At 62.4% G+C, this 14,644-nt stretch carries 15 protein-coding genes; 5 read left to right on the forward strand and 10 right to left on the reverse strand.

Features of this window, described 5'->3' with window-relative positions; genetic code table 11:
• Nucleotides 1–127: 127 nt before the first annotated feature.
• The 4 genes from tal to P3T22_RS12235 all read right to left on the reverse strand — a co-directional run bounded on the left by tal (nt 128) and on the right by P3T22_RS12235 (nt 4,592).
• Entirely contained in the window at nt 128–1,081 is a 954-nt protein-coding gene (gene tal / locus P3T22_RS12220) for a transaldolase (RefSeq protein WP_063495169.1), read from the reverse strand.
• Nucleotides 1,082–1,240: 159 nt separating this feature from the next.
• Nucleotides 1,241–2,461 carry a benzoate/H(+) symporter BenE family transporter gene (locus tag P3T22_RS12225; RefSeq protein WP_429325082.1) on the reverse strand — a complete coding sequence of 407 codons (1,221 nt, stop codon included), beginning with the start codon at nt 2,459–2,461 and terminating at the stop codon, nt 1,241–1,243.
• Between the two features lie 40 nt (nt 2,462–2,501).
• On the reverse strand, nt 2,502–3,677 hold the full coding sequence (locus tag P3T22_RS12230; RefSeq protein WP_063495171.1) for a vWA domain-containing protein: 1,176 nt from the start codon (nt 3,675–3,677) through the stop codon (nt 2,502–2,504).
• A 72-nt stretch (nt 3,678–3,749) separates the two neighbouring features.
• Nucleotides 3,750–4,592: an AAA family ATPase gene (locus P3T22_RS12235; RefSeq protein WP_063495172.1), complete on the reverse strand. Its 843-nt coding sequence runs from the start codon at nt 4,590–4,592 to the stop codon at nt 3,750–3,752.
• A 342-nt stretch (nt 4,593–4,934) separates the two neighbouring features.
• Here P3T22_RS12235 and P3T22_RS12240 point away from each other — a divergent pair, with 342 nt between their 5' ends.
• Both P3T22_RS12240 and P3T22_RS12245 read left to right on the forward strand, forming a co-directional pair.
• Nucleotides 4,935–5,303 carry a c-type cytochrome gene (locus P3T22_RS12240; protein ID WP_063495173.1) on the forward strand — a complete coding sequence of 123 codons (369 nt, stop codon included), beginning with the start codon at nt 4,935–4,937 and terminating at the stop codon, nt 5,301–5,303.
• Between the two features lie 59 nt (nt 5,304–5,362).
• Nucleotides 5,363–5,746 (forward strand): c-type cytochrome, encoded by a 384-nt coding sequence (locus tag P3T22_RS12245; protein ID WP_063495174.1) that lies wholly within the window; start codon nt 5,363–5,365, stop codon nt 5,744–5,746.
• 105 nt (nt 5,747–5,851) lie between these two features.
• On the opposite strand, the gene P3T22_RS12250 is transcribed toward P3T22_RS12245, so the two are convergent.
• The 3 genes from P3T22_RS12250 to rsxB all read right to left on the reverse strand — a co-directional run bounded on the left by P3T22_RS12250 (nt 5,852) and on the right by rsxB (nt 7,871).
• The gene (locus P3T22_RS12250; protein WP_429325083.1) at nt 5,852–6,286 is read right to left on the reverse strand and encodes a DUF1841 family protein; all 435 of its coding nucleotides are present in this window, start codon (nt 6,284–6,286) and stop codon (nt 5,852–5,854) included.
• A 96-nt stretch (nt 6,287–6,382) separates the two neighbouring features.
• Nucleotides 6,383–7,027 carry an endonuclease III gene (gene nth / locus P3T22_RS12255; protein WP_063495176.1) on the reverse strand — a complete coding sequence of 215 codons (645 nt, stop codon included), beginning with the start codon at nt 7,025–7,027 and terminating at the stop codon, nt 6,383–6,385.
• Between the two features lie 19 nt (nt 7,028–7,046).
• The gene (rsxB, locus tag P3T22_RS12260) at nt 7,047–7,871 is read right to left on the reverse strand and encodes an electron transport complex subunit RsxB (RefSeq protein ID WP_429325084.1); all 825 of its coding nucleotides are present in this window, start codon (nt 7,869–7,871) and stop codon (nt 7,047–7,049) included.
• Between the two features lie 231 nt (nt 7,872–8,102).
• On the opposite strand from rsxB, the gene P3T22_RS12265 reads away from it, so the two are divergent.
• Nucleotides 8,103–8,735, forward strand: a complete 633-nt coding sequence (locus P3T22_RS12265; RefSeq protein WP_063495177.1) for a TetR family transcriptional regulator — start codon at nt 8,103–8,105, stop codon at nt 8,733–8,735.
• A 106-nt stretch (nt 8,736–8,841) separates the two neighbouring features.
• Here P3T22_RS12265 and P3T22_RS12270 read toward each other — a convergent pair whose 3' ends face one another.
• Together P3T22_RS12270 and P3T22_RS12275 are read right to left on the reverse strand one after the other, a co-directional pair.
• Nucleotides 8,842–10,119 carry a polyhydroxyalkanoate depolymerase gene (locus P3T22_RS12270; RefSeq protein WP_063495178.1) on the reverse strand — a complete coding sequence of 426 codons (1,278 nt, stop codon included), beginning with the start codon at nt 10,117–10,119 and terminating at the stop codon, nt 8,842–8,844.
• A gap of 178 nt (nt 10,120–10,297) precedes the next feature.
• Entirely contained in the window at nt 10,298–12,178 is a 1,881-nt protein-coding gene (locus P3T22_RS12275; protein ID WP_429325085.1) for a glycoside hydrolase family 15 protein, read from the reverse strand.
• Between the two features lie 230 nt (nt 12,179–12,408).
• Here P3T22_RS12275 and P3T22_RS12280 point away from each other — a divergent pair, with 230 nt between their 5' ends.
• Nucleotides 12,409–12,654 carry a hypothetical protein gene (locus P3T22_RS12280; RefSeq protein WP_063495180.1) on the forward strand — a complete coding sequence of 82 codons (246 nt, stop codon included), beginning with the start codon at nt 12,409–12,411 and terminating at the stop codon, nt 12,652–12,654.
• A 217-nt stretch (nt 12,655–12,871) separates the two neighbouring features.
• Here the strand turns inward: P3T22_RS12280 and P3T22_RS12285 are convergent, their stop codons facing one another.
• Nucleotides 12,872–13,024, reverse strand: a complete 153-nt coding sequence (locus P3T22_RS12285; protein WP_073429502.1) for a DUF3096 domain-containing protein — start codon at nt 13,022–13,024, stop codon at nt 12,872–12,874.
• Between the two features lie 142 nt (nt 13,025–13,166).
• Here P3T22_RS12285 and P3T22_RS12290 point away from each other — a divergent pair, with 142 nt between their 5' ends.
• A complete protein-coding gene (locus tag P3T22_RS12290) occupies nt 13,167–14,459 on the forward strand; it encodes a lactonase family protein (protein WP_429325086.1) in 1,293 nt (430 codons plus the stop codon).
• Nucleotides 14,460–14,644: the final 185 nt, after the last annotated feature.

Below are 14,644 nucleotides of genomic sequence, written 5' to 3' on the forward strand. Positions count from 1 at the left end.
GCGGACGCGCGGCTGTAAACGGCACGCGGCCTCGAACCGGGAGGCTCAGGGCCGCGTATTCGACCAGATGCACGACCAGACGCACGACTAACTGCGCGACCGCGTACTTAAGCGGCGAAAGCGAAGCTTAACGCAGCGCCTCGATCAGCTTTTCCAGCTTGACGGCGTCCGCCGCGAACGCGCGGATGCCTTCAGCGAGCTTTTCGGTTGCCATGGCTTCGTCGTTGACGAGGAAACGGAACGACGATTCGTCGACCGGCACGCGTTCGATGTCCGTACCCGAGGCGAGGTCAGGAGACAGCTTGCGCTCGACCTTGTCGGTGCTCTCCTGCAGCTTTTGCAGCAGATCCGGGCTGATGGTCAGCAGATCGCAGCCGGCCAGTTCCAGAATCTGGCCCGTGGTGCGGAAGCTCGCGCCCATCACCTCGGTCTTGTAGCCGAACTTCTTGTAGTACGCGTAAATGCGGCGCACCGATTTGACGCCCGGATCGTTGGCGCCGCCGTCTTTCGCTTCATCCCACGCGCTGCCGGCGTTCTTCTTGTACCAGTCGTAGATGCGGCCGACGAACGGCGAGATCAGTTGCGCACCCGCTTCGGCACAGGCGGCGGCCTGCGCGAGCGAGAACAGCAGCGTCATGTTGCAGTGGATGCCTTCCTTTTGCAGCACTTCGGCCGCGCGGACGCCTTCCCACGTGGAGGCCAGTTTGATCAGCACGCGTTCGCGGCCGATGCCGTGGTCTTTGTACAGGGCAATCAGTTCGCGGCCCTTGGCGATCGACGCTTCGGTGTCGAACGACAGGCGCGCATCCACTTCGGTCGACACACGGCCCGGGATGATCTTGAGAATTTCGCTGCCGAAGGCGATCAGCAAGTGGTCGATGATCGCGCCGACCGGCTTCGACGCGTGGGCTTTCACGGTCTTTTCGAGCAGCGGCTTGTAGTCGTCTTTCTGGACGGCCTTCAGAATCAGCGAGGGATTGGTGGTCGCGTCCTGCGGCTTGTACTGGGCAAGCTGCTGGAAGTCGCCGGTATCGGCCACGACGGTGGTGTACTGCTTGAGTTGATCGAGTGCGGTTGTCATGTTCGAGCCTTCATGGCGCGCGTGCGCCGTGGTTCAGGAGAAATGAGGTCGCCACCGGACAGAAAAGACAAACCACTTCCGGCGGCCGCGGGTCACGCTGCAGCGTTTCCCGCCATGTCGCCGGGAAACGCTGCCGGATGCTTCTATTCTATGGCGGATTCAGGCGCGCCGGGCGTTCAGCACCAGCTGCGTCAGCACGCCCGCCACCAGCCCCCAGAACGCCGAGCCGATCGATAGCAGGGTGAGGCCCGAGGCCGTCACCATGAACGTCACCAGCGCCGCCTCGCGCTGCTTCGTGTCCTGCATCGCGTTGGCGAGACCGCTCATGATTGAGCCGAACAGCGCCAGCGCCGCGACGGAAACCACCAGCGCCTTTGGCAAGGCGGCGAACAGCGCGGCGATGGTTGCGCCGAAAATCCCGGCGATCAGGTAGAAAATGCCGCACCAGACCGCTGCGGTGTAACGCTTGTCGCGGTTTTCGTGCGCCTCAGGGCCGGTACAGATCGCCGCCGTAATGGCCGCAAGATTAATGCCGTGCGAGCCGAATGGCGCGAGCAGTAGCGAGGCGATGCCGGTTGTCGAAATCAGCGGCGCGGAAGGCGTGGTGTAGCCGTCCGCGCGCAGCACGGCGATCCCCGGCACGTTCTGCGACGCCATCGCGACCACGAATAGCGGAATGCCGATGCTGATGCTCGCCGCGGCCGAAAACGCCGGCATCGTGAACACCGGGTGGGCGAGCGCAACGTGAAAGCGGCTGAAATCGAGCAGCCCTAGCGCACCGGCGGCGGCCGTGCCGACGATCAGCGTCGTCACGATCGCGTAGCGGGGGGCGAGGCGTTTGACGATCAGATAGGTGAAGAACATCGTCAGCACGAGCGCGGTCTGGAACTGCGCCGCGCGGAAAATCTCGATGCCGATCTCGAACAGAATGCCCGCCAGCAACGCGGAGGCGATGCCTGCCGGGATTTTCTTCATCAGCGTGTCGAACCAGCCGGTCAGGCCGACCACCGTCAGCAGCGCCGCGCAGACGATGAACGCGCCGATCGCCTCAGGGTAGGTCACATGCGGCAGCGACGACACCAGCAGCGCCGCGCCGGGCGTCGACCATGCAATCACGATCGGCGCGCGAAAGCGAAGCGAGAGGCCGATCGTGCAGAGGGCCATGCCGATCGACAGCGCCCAGATCCACGACGAAATCTGCGCATCGGTGAGATGCGCGGCCTGGCCTGCCTGGAACATCAGCACGAGCGAACTGGTATAGCCCGTCATCATCGCGACGAAGCCGGCGACGACAGCGGACAACGACGTATCGGCAAACGGTCTGAGCGGTCCGGGGCGTACGTCGGCAGGGGACAAATCGGGCGATGAAGACGGATTCATGCGGCAGCTTTCTTATAGTTGGAGCGAAAACGCGGGGTGCTCATTTGCTCAACATGCGCATCGCCGTTTCGAGTCCGGCGAGGGTGAGCGGATACATGCGGTGGCCGAGCACTTCCCGGATCGCGCTGACCGACTGCCGGTACGCCCACAAACCTTCCGGTTCCGGATTGAGCCACGCGTAATGCGGGAAATGATCGGCTAGGCGGCGCAGCCAAACGGCGCCGGCTTCAGCGTTGTTGTATTCGACCGAGCCGCCCGGCTGCAGCACTTCGTACGGGCTCATGGTCGCATCGCCGACGAAGATCAGCTTGTAGTCGGGCGTGAACTTGTGCAGCAGGTCCCACGTCGGCATGCGCTCGGCGTGACGGCGGCGATTGTTCTTCCACAGGAAGTCGTATACACAGTTGTGGAAGTAATAGAACTCGAGATGCTTGAATTCGGCCTTGGTGGCGGAAAAGAGCTCTTCGGTGCGTTTGATGTGATCGTCCATCGAGCCGCCCACGTCGAGCAGCATCAGCACTTTCACCTTGTTGTGCCGCTCCGGCACCATCTTCAGGTCGAGCCAGCCGGCGTTTGCCGCGGTGCTGCGGATCGTGTCGGGCAGATCGAGCTCTTCGGCGGCGCCTTCGCGGGCAAAACGGCGCAGGCGGCGCAGTGCGATCTTGATGTTGCGCGTGCCGATTTCGACCTGGTCGTCGTAATCGCGGTAGGCGCGCGCTTCCCACACCTTCACCGCCGTGCGATTGCCCGCCGCGTCGCCACCAATGCGCACGCCCTCAGGGTTATAGCCGCCGTTGCCGAACGGCGAGGTGCCGCCCGTGCCGATCCATTTGTTGCCGCCTTCGTGGCGCTCTTTCTGTTCGTCGAACAGTTCCTTCAGGCGCTCCATCAGCTTGTCGAGGCCGCCCATCGCTTCGATCTGCGCTTTTTCTTCGGGCGACAGATCGCGTTGCAGCTTGTTCTTCAGCCAGTCGAGCGGGACGTCGAAGGCGAGCTCCGAGGCCTTCGCGACGCCGTTGAAATACGCGCCGAACGCCTGGTCGAACTTGTCGAAATACTGCTCGTCCTTGACCAGCGTGATGCGCGCGAGATAGTAGAACTCGTCGAGCGACGGCGCGATCACATTGGCTTTCAGCGCTTCGAGCAGCGTCAGGTATTCCTTCACCGACACCGGCAGTTTGGCGGCGCGCAGCGAGTAGAAGAAGTCGATCAGCATGCTGTGTCCTCGGCGGCGGGTGGGCGGTGCGCCGCGCTTATCAACGGGTAGTCGCGGTCAATCAACGGTTCATCAACGATTATTGCGGTTCATGAAGATCAGCCGCTCGAACAGGCTCACGTCCTGTTCGTTCTTCAGGAGCGCGCCGTGCAGCGGCGGGATGATCTGCTTCTGGTCGGACGAGCGCAGCGCTTCGGGCGGAATGTCCTCGGCGAGCAGCAGCTTCAGCCAGTCGAGCAGTTCCGAGGTGGACGGTTTCTTCTTCAGGCCGGCGACGTTACGCAACTCGAAAAAGCTCTGCATGGCCGCGGCGAGCAGTTCCTTCTTGATGCCGGGGTAATGCACCTCGACGATCTGCTGCATCGTCACCGGGTCGGGGAACTTGATGTAGTGGAAAAAGCAGCGGCGCAGAAACGCGTCGGGCAGTTCCTTCTCGTTGTTCGACGTGATGATCACGAGCGGGCGCTTTTTGGCGCGGATCAGCTCGTGGGTCTCGTACACGTAGAACTCCATGCGGTCGAGTTCGCGCAGCAGGTCGTTCGGAAATTCGATGTCGGCCTTGTCGATCTCGTCGATCAGGAGCACCGTTTGCTCGTCCGACTCGAACGCCTGCCACAACACGCCCTTGACGATGTAGTTGCGGATGTCCTTGACGCGCTCGTCGCCGAGTTGCGAATCGCGCAGGCGTGACACCGCGTCGTACTCGTACAGGCCTTGCTGGGCCTTGGTGGTGGACTTGATATGCCACTGCAGCAGCGGCATGCCGAGCGCGGCGGCGACCTCTTCGGCCAGCATGGTTTTGCCGGTGCCGGGTTCGCCCTTGATCAACAACGGGCGCTTCAGCGTCATCGCGGCATTGACCGCGAGTTTGAGGTCGTCGGTGGCGACGTACTGCGATGAGCCTTCAAAACGCATGGCGAGATGCTCTTTTTTGAGAAAAAACCCAGTATAAGTCAGAAGGCCTGTTGTGCTGAAACGGGCTCGCGTATGGTTTCACCCGCGACTACGGGCAAGACCGGCCGGATCGCGGCGGGTTGGCACACAGCCATGCGGACGAGGCGCGGCGGAGCAAGAATGGCGCTGGCCGTGGCTTTGCGGTGGCCGGATGCGCCGCTGGCCCCGCGCGGTGGACGTTCGGCGCGGCGTCGCGGTACAATTAGCCCGATTTTTTTGGCCTGCGTGGCTACCCTATAAGAATAACGGCGCGGGCCGTTGCCTTTTCGGGCGCCCGTTTCCCCTCAAGCCAGGTTACATGCTATGAATAAATTCGTCGGCAAACACGTCGTGATCGCAGCGCTGTCGGTGCTCGCGGGCTATGCGGCCGGTGCGCAGGCAGCGGATGTCGTCGGCAACGCGAAGGCGGGCCAAGGCAAGGTCGCGATGTGCATTGGCTGTCACGGCATCCCCGAATACCGCACGGCTTACCCTGAGGTCTACCGCGTGCCCATGCTGGGCGGCCAGAATCAGGCGTACCTCGAGAACGCCATGCACGGCTACAAGAAGGGCGACCGCCACTTCGAAACGATGCGCGCGATCACCACGTCGCTGTCGGATCAGGACATTGCCGACATCGCCGCCTACTACGCAGCGCAAAATTCCTCTTCGAAGAGCAATCCCGACAAGTGATCGGCTGCGGTCATCCGTCCGGTCACTCGGCTATTTATATTCGCGGGATAGGAGAATTCATGAATAAGCCCCAACAGGCACTCCACACGGTGTTCAAGGCTGCATGTGCGTCGGCGGCAGTCATCGGTCTGCTTGCAGCGAACGTCGCGCACGCCGCCGACGCCGGCAACGGCAAGGTGCTGGCGGACAGCCACAACTGCGCGGCTTGCCACGGTGTCAACCTGAACAAGCCGGTGAGCCCGGAATATCCGAAGCTCGCCGGTCAGCACGCCGATTATGTCTACTGGGCGCTGCGCCAGTACCAGATGGGCAATGGCAACCCGCACCTCGGTCGCAACAACGCGATCATGCAGGCGCAGGTGCAAAGCCTGTCGCAAGGCGACATGAAGGACATCGCGGCGTACGTCGAATCGCTGAACGGCGATCTGGTGCAGAAGAAGTAATAGCGTCGCGCTGTTTTTGCGTTGCTAGCAGATTGAACGGCAACACCCCGCTTCGGCGGGGTGTTGCGCTTTTGAGGCCGTGATTCGTGCGGTGTGGCGAACGGTTCAGTCGCGCGTGGCGCGCTGCTCGATACGCTGCAAGTAGGCGTCTGTGTCCGGCGGGGTGCCGGTGCGCTGGGCTTCCCAGATGGTTTCGCCGAGGCAGTCCATGATCGCGTGCTGCGCCTCGTGAGTGGAGCCGAGCCGGGCGGCGAGCCGCTCATGTGCCGCGCGGATGCCCGGCGGCTGGTCGATCGACAATTGTTCGGTGATCGCCAGATGCATCGACAGATGCAGGAACGGGTTGGTCTGGCCGCGTTCGGGCGAGTAGTCCTGAGCCTGGGCGGCGTCCGTGTTGGTTAGATCCGCGTGATATTCCGGATGCTCGACAATCCAGTCGGCCGCGATCGCTTCGAGCGGCGTCAGAATCTCGCCTTGACGCTGTTTGCGCCAGGTGTCGGTGAAAAATTGACGGACTTCGTCGCGGCTGGGATTGAACATCGTGGGAACGGGGCGGTTAGTGTCGGGCGCTTGGGGCGGGCGTGCAGTGCGTCATTTTACGCCGGGGCGACGTAGCTTGCTGGCGGCGCGCCACCCTCAAAGATCCGGCGGCGGCGTCTTCGGCCGGAATTCGCACAGTGGCTCGATCACGCAATGCCAGCATTCCGGCCGGCGCGCTTTGCATACGTAGCGGCCGTGCAGAATCAGCCAATGGTGGGCATCCTGCTTGAACTCGGCGGGCGTGAATTTCTCCAGCGCCGCTTCCACCGCGCGCACGTCTTTGCCGGGCGCGAGCCCGGTTCGATTCGCAACCCGAAAGATGTGCGTATCGACAGCGATGGTCGGATGGCCGAACGCGGTGTTCAGGATCACGTTCGCCGTTTTACGGCCGACCCCCGGCAAGCTTTCGAGCGCTTCACGATCTTCCGGCACGTCGCCGCCGTGCTGGTCGAGCAGAATGCGGCAGGTTGCGATCACGTTCTTCGCCTTGGTCCGATACAGGCCGATCGTCTTGATGTAGCCGGCAACCCCTTCTTCGCCGAGATCGAACACCTTCTGCGGCGTGTTCGCGACCGGGAACATCTTGCGCATCGCCTTGTTCACCGAGACGTCGGTGGCCTGCGCCGACAGCAGCACGGCGATCAGCAGTTCGAACGGTGTGGTGTACTCGAGCTCGGTGGTGGGATGCGGGTTGAGACTCTGAAGCGTCTCGTAGATGGCGCGGCGTTTGTTCGCGTTCATGCGCAGCAAAAGTAAAGGGTTAGCGCTTCGTTGGTGGCGTATCGGGGGCGTCCGCAGCGAGTCCGAGACGGCGGCGACGTGCTTCGGCAGCGTCGATCTGCGCCTGCACGTCGGCGCTGACGCGTTCCGTATTTTGCGGGCCCTGGCCCTTGGCGGCCAGTTCTTCTTTCTTCTGGCGCGCACGCTCTAGCGCGGCCTGGATGATCGCGCGTTTTTTCGCTTCGGCGTCGTCCGTTGCGGGCGCGGAGGGCGTTGCCGCGGCACCGGTTTCCATTGCTTGAGCGGGCGGGCTGCTGACCGCTCGCCGCGCTGCAGCACGCGCTTCGGCCGCTTCGCGTTCGCGTGCGAGGCGGGCTTCACGCCGGTTGTGACGCTCGCGCGCGGCGTCGGCCTGGTCCTGGCTCCATGCGTCCCAGCCGGTTGCGTCGCCGGTGACCGGCGGCATCGCGATGCAATCGACCGGGCAGGGGGGCACGCAAAGGTCGCAACCGGTACAGAGCTCGGCGATCACCGTATGCATCTGTTTCGGTGCGCCAACTATTGCATCGACCGGACAGGCCTGCATGCACAACGTGCAGCCGATGCAAACTTGTTCGTCGATAACCGCCAGCAGACGCGGCCGTTCGACACCGTTGGCGGAATTGAGCGAAATCACCGGCTTGCCGAGCAGTGCGGCGAGGCGCGCGACGCCTTCGGCGCCACCCGGCGGGCACTGGTTGTAGTTGGCTTCGCCGTTGGCGACAGCCTCGGCATACGGACGGCACGCCGGATAGCCGCACTTGGTGCATTGCGTTTGGGGCAGCAGATCCTCGATGCGGTCTGCGAGTGTTTTGGAGTCGATCACGGTCACAACATTGGTGCTTGCCTTGCGGCCGCGTAGCTTGAACTAAATAGCACATTATCGCCGATTTCCCCAATTGCCATCCGCAATCCATGTGCCATAATCGAAGCGCTTTTTCGAAAGACCGCCATAAGGGTGTTCCCCCAACCAGCCCGTTCAGTGCTGTCGGTGCAAGGCCCGAGGAGAGGCCGGCGGCGCGATCCGGATAACGCGGCTCACGAAGACGATGCCACCATGAATCAGCCGAAAATCAAAAGAGATCCTGAAGGCACGCGGCGCCGCATTCTGCTTGCGGCGGCCGAAGAGTTTGCAAATGGAGGGTTGTTCGGCGCGCGCGTCGATCAGATCGCCCGCCGCGCGGAAACGAATGAACGCATGCTCTATTACTACTTCGGCAGCAAGGAGCAGCTTTTCACGGCGGTACTCGAGCACGCATTCAGCGCGCTCAATGAAGCGGAACGAACGCTCGAACTGAACGGTGTCGCTCCGGTGGAGGCGGTGACACGTCTCGCGCATTTTGTTTGGGATTACTACCGCGATCATCCCGAGTTGCTGCGTCTCGTCAACAATGAGAATCTGCACGAGGCACGCTACATGCAGAAGTCGACGCGCATCCGCGAAATGATCTCGCCGATCATCGCCACGCTCGGCAGCATTCTTGAGCGGGGTCAACGCGCGGGGCTGTTTCGAGCTAACGTCGATCCGCTGCGCTTTTACGTGACGCTGTCCGGCATGGGCTACTACATCGTGTCGAACCGCTTCACGCTCGAAGCGACACTCGGTCGCGACTTCAGCAGTGCGAGCGAACGCAGCGAAGTCATTCAGATGAACACTGAGTTGCTGCTTGCGTATCTGTTGCGGAAGTAGGCTGCGGCGCGGCTGCGCATCTACCGCACAAGAAGCAGCATAGAAAGCGTTAAAAGCGACAACGGCCTCGGAAGAAGAGGCCGTTGTTTTTATCCGCGCGCGGTGCTCAGGCTTCGACTTTTTCCTTTGCTACCTTCGGCGCCTTGTTGTGCTCGAGGATGAAGTCGCGCAACTGCGGATAGATGATGGTGCGCCAGCGGCGGCCCGAGAAAATGCCGTAGTGGCCGCATTTTTCCGCGGTGAAGTGACGCTTGTCCTCTTCCGGAATGCCACTGCACAACTCTTGCGCGGCGAACGTCTGACCGTCGCCGGAGATATCGTCCAGCTCGCCTTCAATCGTGAAGAGCGCGGTCTTCGTGATGTCCTGCGGACGCACCCGTTCTCCGGCGACGTCCCATGTGCCTTCGGCCAGGCGGAATTCCTGGAACACCACGCGGATTGTGTCGAGGTAATAGTCCGCGTCCATGTCGAGCACGGCGTTGTACTCGTCATAGAAGCGGCGATGTGCTTCCGCGTCGTCTTCGTCGCCGCGCAACAGGCTCTGGTAGTAGTCCCAGTGGGATGCCGCGTGCCGTTCCGGGTTCATTGCGACGAAACCGGTGTGTTGCAGGAAGCCCGGGTAAACCTTGCGGCCCACGCCCGGATAATTCGGCGGCACCGTGAAGATCACGTTGTTTTCGAACCACTCATACGAGTGCTGCGTGGCGAGCGAGTTGACCGAGGTCGGACTCTTGCGCGCGTCGATCGGGCCGCCCATCATCGTCATGGTGCGCGGCGTGTCTTCGCCGCGGCTCGCCAGCAACGAAATGGCGGCGAGCACCGGAACAGTGGGCTGACACACCGAGATCACGTGCAAATTCTTTGCGCCGATGTGACGGATGAATTCCTGGATGTAGGCGATGTAGTCGTCGAGGTGAAACTCGCCTTCTTCGAGCGGTACCATGCGTGCGTCGATCCAGTCGGTCAGGTAGACCTTGTGGTCTTGCAGCAACGTGCGCACGGTGTCGCGCAGCAGCGTGGCGTGGTGGCCTGACAACGGTGCGCACACCAGCACGACCGGTTCATCTTTCAATTGGGTGACAGCGTCGCTGTCGTCCGCGAAACGCTTGAAGCGCATCAGGCGGCAAAACGGCTTTTCGATGATTGTTTGTTCAATGATCGGAATGTTATGACCGTCTTTGACAATCTGATGCAGATTGAACTCAGGCTTTTCGTAATCCTTGCCGAGCCGGTAGAGCAGTTCGTAACCGGCGGACAGGCGTGTGGCGCCGGGCACATAGGCCAATGGGCTGGCGGGATTCGCGAACGATTTCGACGCGGCCTGGGCCCAGGCGGTAAGGGGGCTCAACATCGCCCGTTGGAATTCGTGCAGTTGGTAGAGCATAGGTGCTCCGTTTAGGCGGTTCGCATGGGGCTTGGCAAACACGCGTGTGGCGTTGCGGCAGGCCGTACTGGTTGTGGGCACATTGATTTTCGGCCAACAGTCTGCTGGATCATACTGAACAAAGCGTGCTTGTGCAACGCAGCAATTTACGCGAACTGCGGCGCAAAGTGTCATTAAATCATGGTACTGGCGATGCTGCCGCGCCGCTATCGGGGGTTGCCACAGCCTCAAGTTCTGCTGCCACGCTTTCGTTATGCGGCGGCTGCCCGGTCGCCTGGGCCATCGCCTGTTCGTGTTTCATCAGGTTCAGGCCGGTGTGCACCAGCGCCACATGCGAAAACGCCTGCGGGAAATTGCCGACGAGGCGCTTCGCGGCCGGATCGTACTCTTCCGCGAGCAGGCCGACGTCATTGCAGAGGCCGAGCAGGCGTTCGTACATCGCGACGGCTTCATCGATGCGGCCCTGCAATGCCAGGTTGTCCACCATCCAGAACGAGCACGCGAGGAAGGTGCCTTCGCCGGGCGGCAGGCCGTCGTCGTATTCGGTGGTGCGGTAGCGCATCACGAAGCCGTCGTGCATCAGGTCCTTTTCGATTGCAGCTACCGTGCCCGTGACGCGCGGATCCGCGGGCGGGAGGAAGCCGACCAGCGGCATCAGCAGGACGCTCGCATCGAGCTGGTCGCTGCCGTAGGACTGGGAGAACGCGTTGAGCGCCGGATTCCATGCCTTTGCGCAGATTTCCGCGTGGATTGTCGCGCGGGTTGCACGCCATTCATCGAGTGGGCCTTCCAGCTTGAACATTTCGGCCGACCGAATGGCGCGGTCGTAGGCGACCCACGCCATCACCTTCGAGAAGGTGAAGTGCTGGCGGCCGCCGCGGGTTTCCCAGATGCCTTCGTCCGGCTCTTGCCAGATCGTGTCGAGATGGCTGAGCAACGCGCGCTGCACGTTCCATGCGGTGTCGTCCGCCTGCAGGCCGCCGACGCGCGCGAGATGCAGCGCGTTCATCACTTCGCCGTAAACGTCGAGCTGGCGCTGCCCGACCGCGTTGTTGCCGATCCGCACGGGTTTGGCATCCTGATAGCCCGGCAGCCAGTCGATTTCGAACTCGGGCAGGCGCCGCTCGCCGGCGATCCCGTACATGATCTGCAACTGATCGGGCGCGCCGGCCATCACGCGGCCGAGCCAGCTGCGCCACGCGCGGGCTTCGTCGTAGTAGCCGCCGCGCATCATCGCGAGCAGCGTGATGGTGGCGTCGCGCAGCCAGCAGTAGCGGTAGTCCCAATTGCGCGTGCCGCCCAACTGTTCCGGAAGCGACGTGGTGGGCGCGGCGACGATGCCGCCGGTCGGCTCGTACGCAAGCGCCTTCAGCGTAATCAGCGAGCGGCGGATCGGCGCGGCCCATTTGCCTTCGACGGTGCTGCGCGCCGACCATTCGAGCCAATGGTTCTCGGTGCGGGCGAGCGACGTGTGCGGATCGCGGCTCGGCGGAATGCGTAGGTGCGACGCGGCATAAGCCAGCGAAAACGGCACGCGTTCGCCTTCGGTCACGGTGAACTCCGCAACGGTCTTCATCTTCTCGCCGCGCAAGTCGACCGGCGTGCGCAGCACCGCGGTGTCGGGGCCGACAATCGCCTTGATGCCGCTGTCGTGCGTCAGGCGGTCGACCCACGGAATCGAAAAGCCGTAGTCGAAGCGCAGTACCAGTTCCATCTGCATACGCACCGTGCCGCGTTTGCCGACCACGATCCGCACCACTTCCGACCAGCCGTTGCCCGGCGGCATGAAGTCGATCAGCGTGACCGCGCCTTCGGGCGTTTCGAAATCGGTTTCGAGAATGAGCGTTTCGCCGCGATAGCGGCGCGTGATGCTAGGTGGCGTATCCGAAACTGGCGCAATCAGCCAGCGGCCGTTGTCGGGTGTGCCGAGCAGGGCGGCGAAGCAGGCGCCGGAATCGAAGCGCGGCCAGCACAGCCAGTCGACGGACCCATCCCGGGAGATGAGCGCGGCAGTGTGGCCGTCGCCGATGAGCGCGTAGTCTTCGATGAGTGCGGGCATGGAGGAGCGTGTCGGTTTTACGCGAGGCGGGGACCGCCGCGCAAAAGGTGGCTATTTTTACCGAACCCGTGCGATGCGCTTTGGTTCAGCACGCAATACGGCAAAACGCGAGTTGGTAATTGTCAAATCACTGCCTACAATCGTTTTTCATGCCGATGCGCTGAGCTCTCCGGATCATGCACCGGCCTTCCCCTTGGCGCATAGAGACGCCACTTTCGAGGACCCAAGCAATGCTGAACCCGTCGAAATCCGATTGCATCACGATTCTCTCGGCCGCCAGCGAATTGGCCGACGATTCGATGTTGCCGCTCGATCATGGCCGGCTGGGCCTGAGCCGCAACGGAATGCTGGCCGCTGCGGCCTTTCTGATCGAACGGGCCTGCTTCCGCCGTCATCATGAAGGTGACGGTCATTATGCCGTCGGCGGATTGTCGTTGCAGGGGCGTTTGCGGCTCGACCAGCTTTCGAACGGCTGACTGTCCGCTGCGCGGCTGTCTTGCACGCGGCACGCCGCGTCTGGCGCGCATCTGGCGCGCACTTGTCGCTTTGCCATGCCGCTTGTTGCGCTGCTGCAACCGGCGTCGATACGCGTGCCATTTTTCATCGCGGTACCCCGTTCGTGCGAGACGTTGCCGGGCCGGCACTGCGCCCGGCCGCGCGCCCTTTCCTGCTCATCTTGCCGACTGCCGTCGCCTAGAAGTGCGACGCTCCCACGCCGAAAATCCCAATGATGCCGATGATGATCAGATAGAGCGCGACGATGTAGTTCAACAGGCGCGGCATGACGAGGATCAGAATACCGGCGATCAACGAAACCAGCGGGCCCAGGCTGAGTGTGACGTTCATGAAGACTCCGTAGTGTGAGTGGGGTGAGACGCGATTGAAAAAACTTATACTTGCCTCGATAAAACAATTCGACCGATTGCGCGGCAGACCGGAGACACCGTTACGAACGAATCCACCGAATAACCGATGTCCAGGAGGTCATATGCTTCGTCGTCACCGGGCTGCCGTGTGTGCCGTTTCAAGCTCTCCATTGCTTTCTGCTCAATCCACCTCATGGCGCGGCGGGCGGCCAACTCCTCTGCGCTCCGCCCGCTCGATAATAAAAGGTTTCGTGCTCATGGTCTCGATCGTTGCTTCGCATGCGTTTGCCCAAGATTCCGGCCCGGCTCCCGCCGACGGCGTCTATGACATGCTGGTCGGCACTTACACCGGCGGCAAGAGCGAGGGCCTGTACGTCTATCGCTTCGACACGAAGACGGGCGAAGCGACTCGCGTGTCGGTCGCGCAGACAGTCAACCCGTCGTACCTGGTGGTGAGCCGTGACCGGCGCTTCGTCTATGCGGTGAACGAATTGCCCGGGGACAACGGCCCGGCCACGCAGCGCGGCGGCATCAGCGCGTTTCGCTTCGACGCCGCGAGCGGCCAGTTGACCTTTCTCAACAAGGTCTCGTCGGACGGCAATGATCCGTGCTATCTGAGCCTGTCGCCGGACGGCAAATATCTGCTGACCGCGAACTACTCGGTGGCGGCCGATCCGGGCGGCAGCTTCGCGGTGTTCCCGTTGCAGGCGGATGGCCAGGTGGGCGCGTCGGTGCTCACCGTGCACCATGAAGGCGGCGGTCCGGTGAAGGGACGCCAGGACAACTCGCACGTCCACTCCACCGTATTCTCGCCGGACGGCCACTACCTGTTCGCGCAAGACCTGGGCGCCGACAAGCTGTACTCGTACCGCTATACGCCGGACGGAAGCCGTGGCTTGCTCGGCCCGACCGACTGGCGTTACACCCAGGAGAAGGCCGGCACGGGCCCGCGTCACCTGGTGTTTGGCGCGGACGGCAAGCATGCGTATCTGACGAGCGAACTGGCCGCTACGGTCAGCACCTTCAACTACGCCGACGGCAAGCTCGCGCAGGTGCAGACGATCTCGCTGACGGAACCGGGCTTCAAGGGCGCAGTGGGCGCCGCGGCCATTCACCTGTCGCCGGACGGGCGCTTCCTGTACGCCACCAATCGCGGCGATGCGAACGAGATCGTGATCTTCTCGGTGGATCCGGCCAACGGTCATCTGAAGAAGATCGGGCGTCAGCCGAGCCTCGGCAAGTCGCCGCGCGAATTCGCGATCGACCCGACCGGCAATTGGCTGGTCGTCGGCAATCAGAACAGTGGCACCGTGTATGTGTTCAAGCGCGATCAGCAGAGCGGATTGCTCGAAGCGAATCCGAAGCGTATCGAGATCGACTCACCGGTGGACTTCAAGCTGGTGTCGCCGTCGTGAATCGCGATTGCGCGCGCAATATGAACGGGTGTGAGCATGCGTTTGGCGCGTGATCTGAATGCGCACAGGCATTTGAATTGTTGCCGTGTGACTTGAACACGCGCGTTGCATGAAAAAACGGGCCGCTTCGAGCGGCCCGTTTTTTTCGGCTGGCTTTGGTCGAGCGCTGCCGGCTTTGCGTGCTT

This window comes from Paraburkholderia sp. GAS348 (genome assembly GCF_050434205.1).
In the GTDB taxonomy this organism is placed as follows: Bacteria; Pseudomonadota; Gammaproteobacteria; order Burkholderiales; family Burkholderiaceae; genus Paraburkholderia.

Bases quoted from the DNA above. Each gene is read 5' to 3' on its own strand.
- tal (WP_063495169.1), bottom strand. From the start codon at position 1,081: ATGACAACCGCACTCGATCAACTCAAGCAGTACACCACCGTCGTGGCC.
- P3T22_RS12225 (WP_429325082.1), bottom strand. From the start codon at position 2,461: ATGAATCCGTCTTCATCGCCCGATTTGTCCCCTGCCGACGTACGCCCC.
- P3T22_RS12230 (WP_063495171.1), bottom strand. From the start codon at position 3,677: ATGCTGATCGACTTCTTCTACTCGCTGCGCGCCGCCAAACTGCCGGTG.
- P3T22_RS12235 (WP_063495172.1), bottom strand. From the start codon at position 4,592: ATGCGTTTTGAAGGCTCATCGCAGTACGTCGCCACCGACGACCTCAAA.
- P3T22_RS12240 (WP_063495173.1), top strand. From the start codon at position 4,935: ATGAATAAATTCGTCGGCAAACACGTCGTGATCGCAGCGCTGTCGGTG.
- P3T22_RS12245 (WP_063495174.1), top strand. From the start codon at position 5,363: ATGAATAAGCCCCAACAGGCACTCCACACGGTGTTCAAGGCTGCATGT.
- P3T22_RS12250 (WP_429325083.1), bottom strand. From the start codon at position 6,286: ATGTTCAATCCCAGCCGCGACGAAGTCCGTCAATTTTTCACCGACACC.
- nth (WP_063495176.1), bottom strand. From the start codon at position 7,027: ATGAACGCGAACAAACGCCGCGCCATCTACGAGACGCTTCAGAGTCTC.
- P3T22_RS12265 (WP_063495177.1), top strand. From the start codon at position 8,103: ATGAATCAGCCGAAAATCAAAAGAGATCCTGAAGGCACGCGGCGCCGC.
- P3T22_RS12270 (WP_063495178.1), bottom strand. From the start codon at position 10,119: ATGCTCTACCAACTGCACGAATTCCAACGGGCGATGTTGAGCCCCCTT.
- P3T22_RS12275 (WP_429325085.1), bottom strand. From the start codon at position 12,178: ATGCCCGCACTCATCGAAGACTACGCGCTCATCGGCGACGGCCACACT.
- P3T22_RS12280 (WP_063495180.1), top strand. From the start codon at position 12,409: ATGCTGAACCCGTCGAAATCCGATTGCATCACGATTCTCTCGGCCGCC.
- P3T22_RS12285 (WP_073429502.1), bottom strand. From the start codon at position 13,024: ATGAACGTCACACTCAGCCTGGGCCCGCTGGTTTCGTTGATCGCCGGT.
- P3T22_RS12290 (WP_429325086.1), top strand. From the start codon at position 13,167: ATGCTTCGTCGTCACCGGGCTGCCGTGTGTGCCGTTTCAAGCTCTCCA.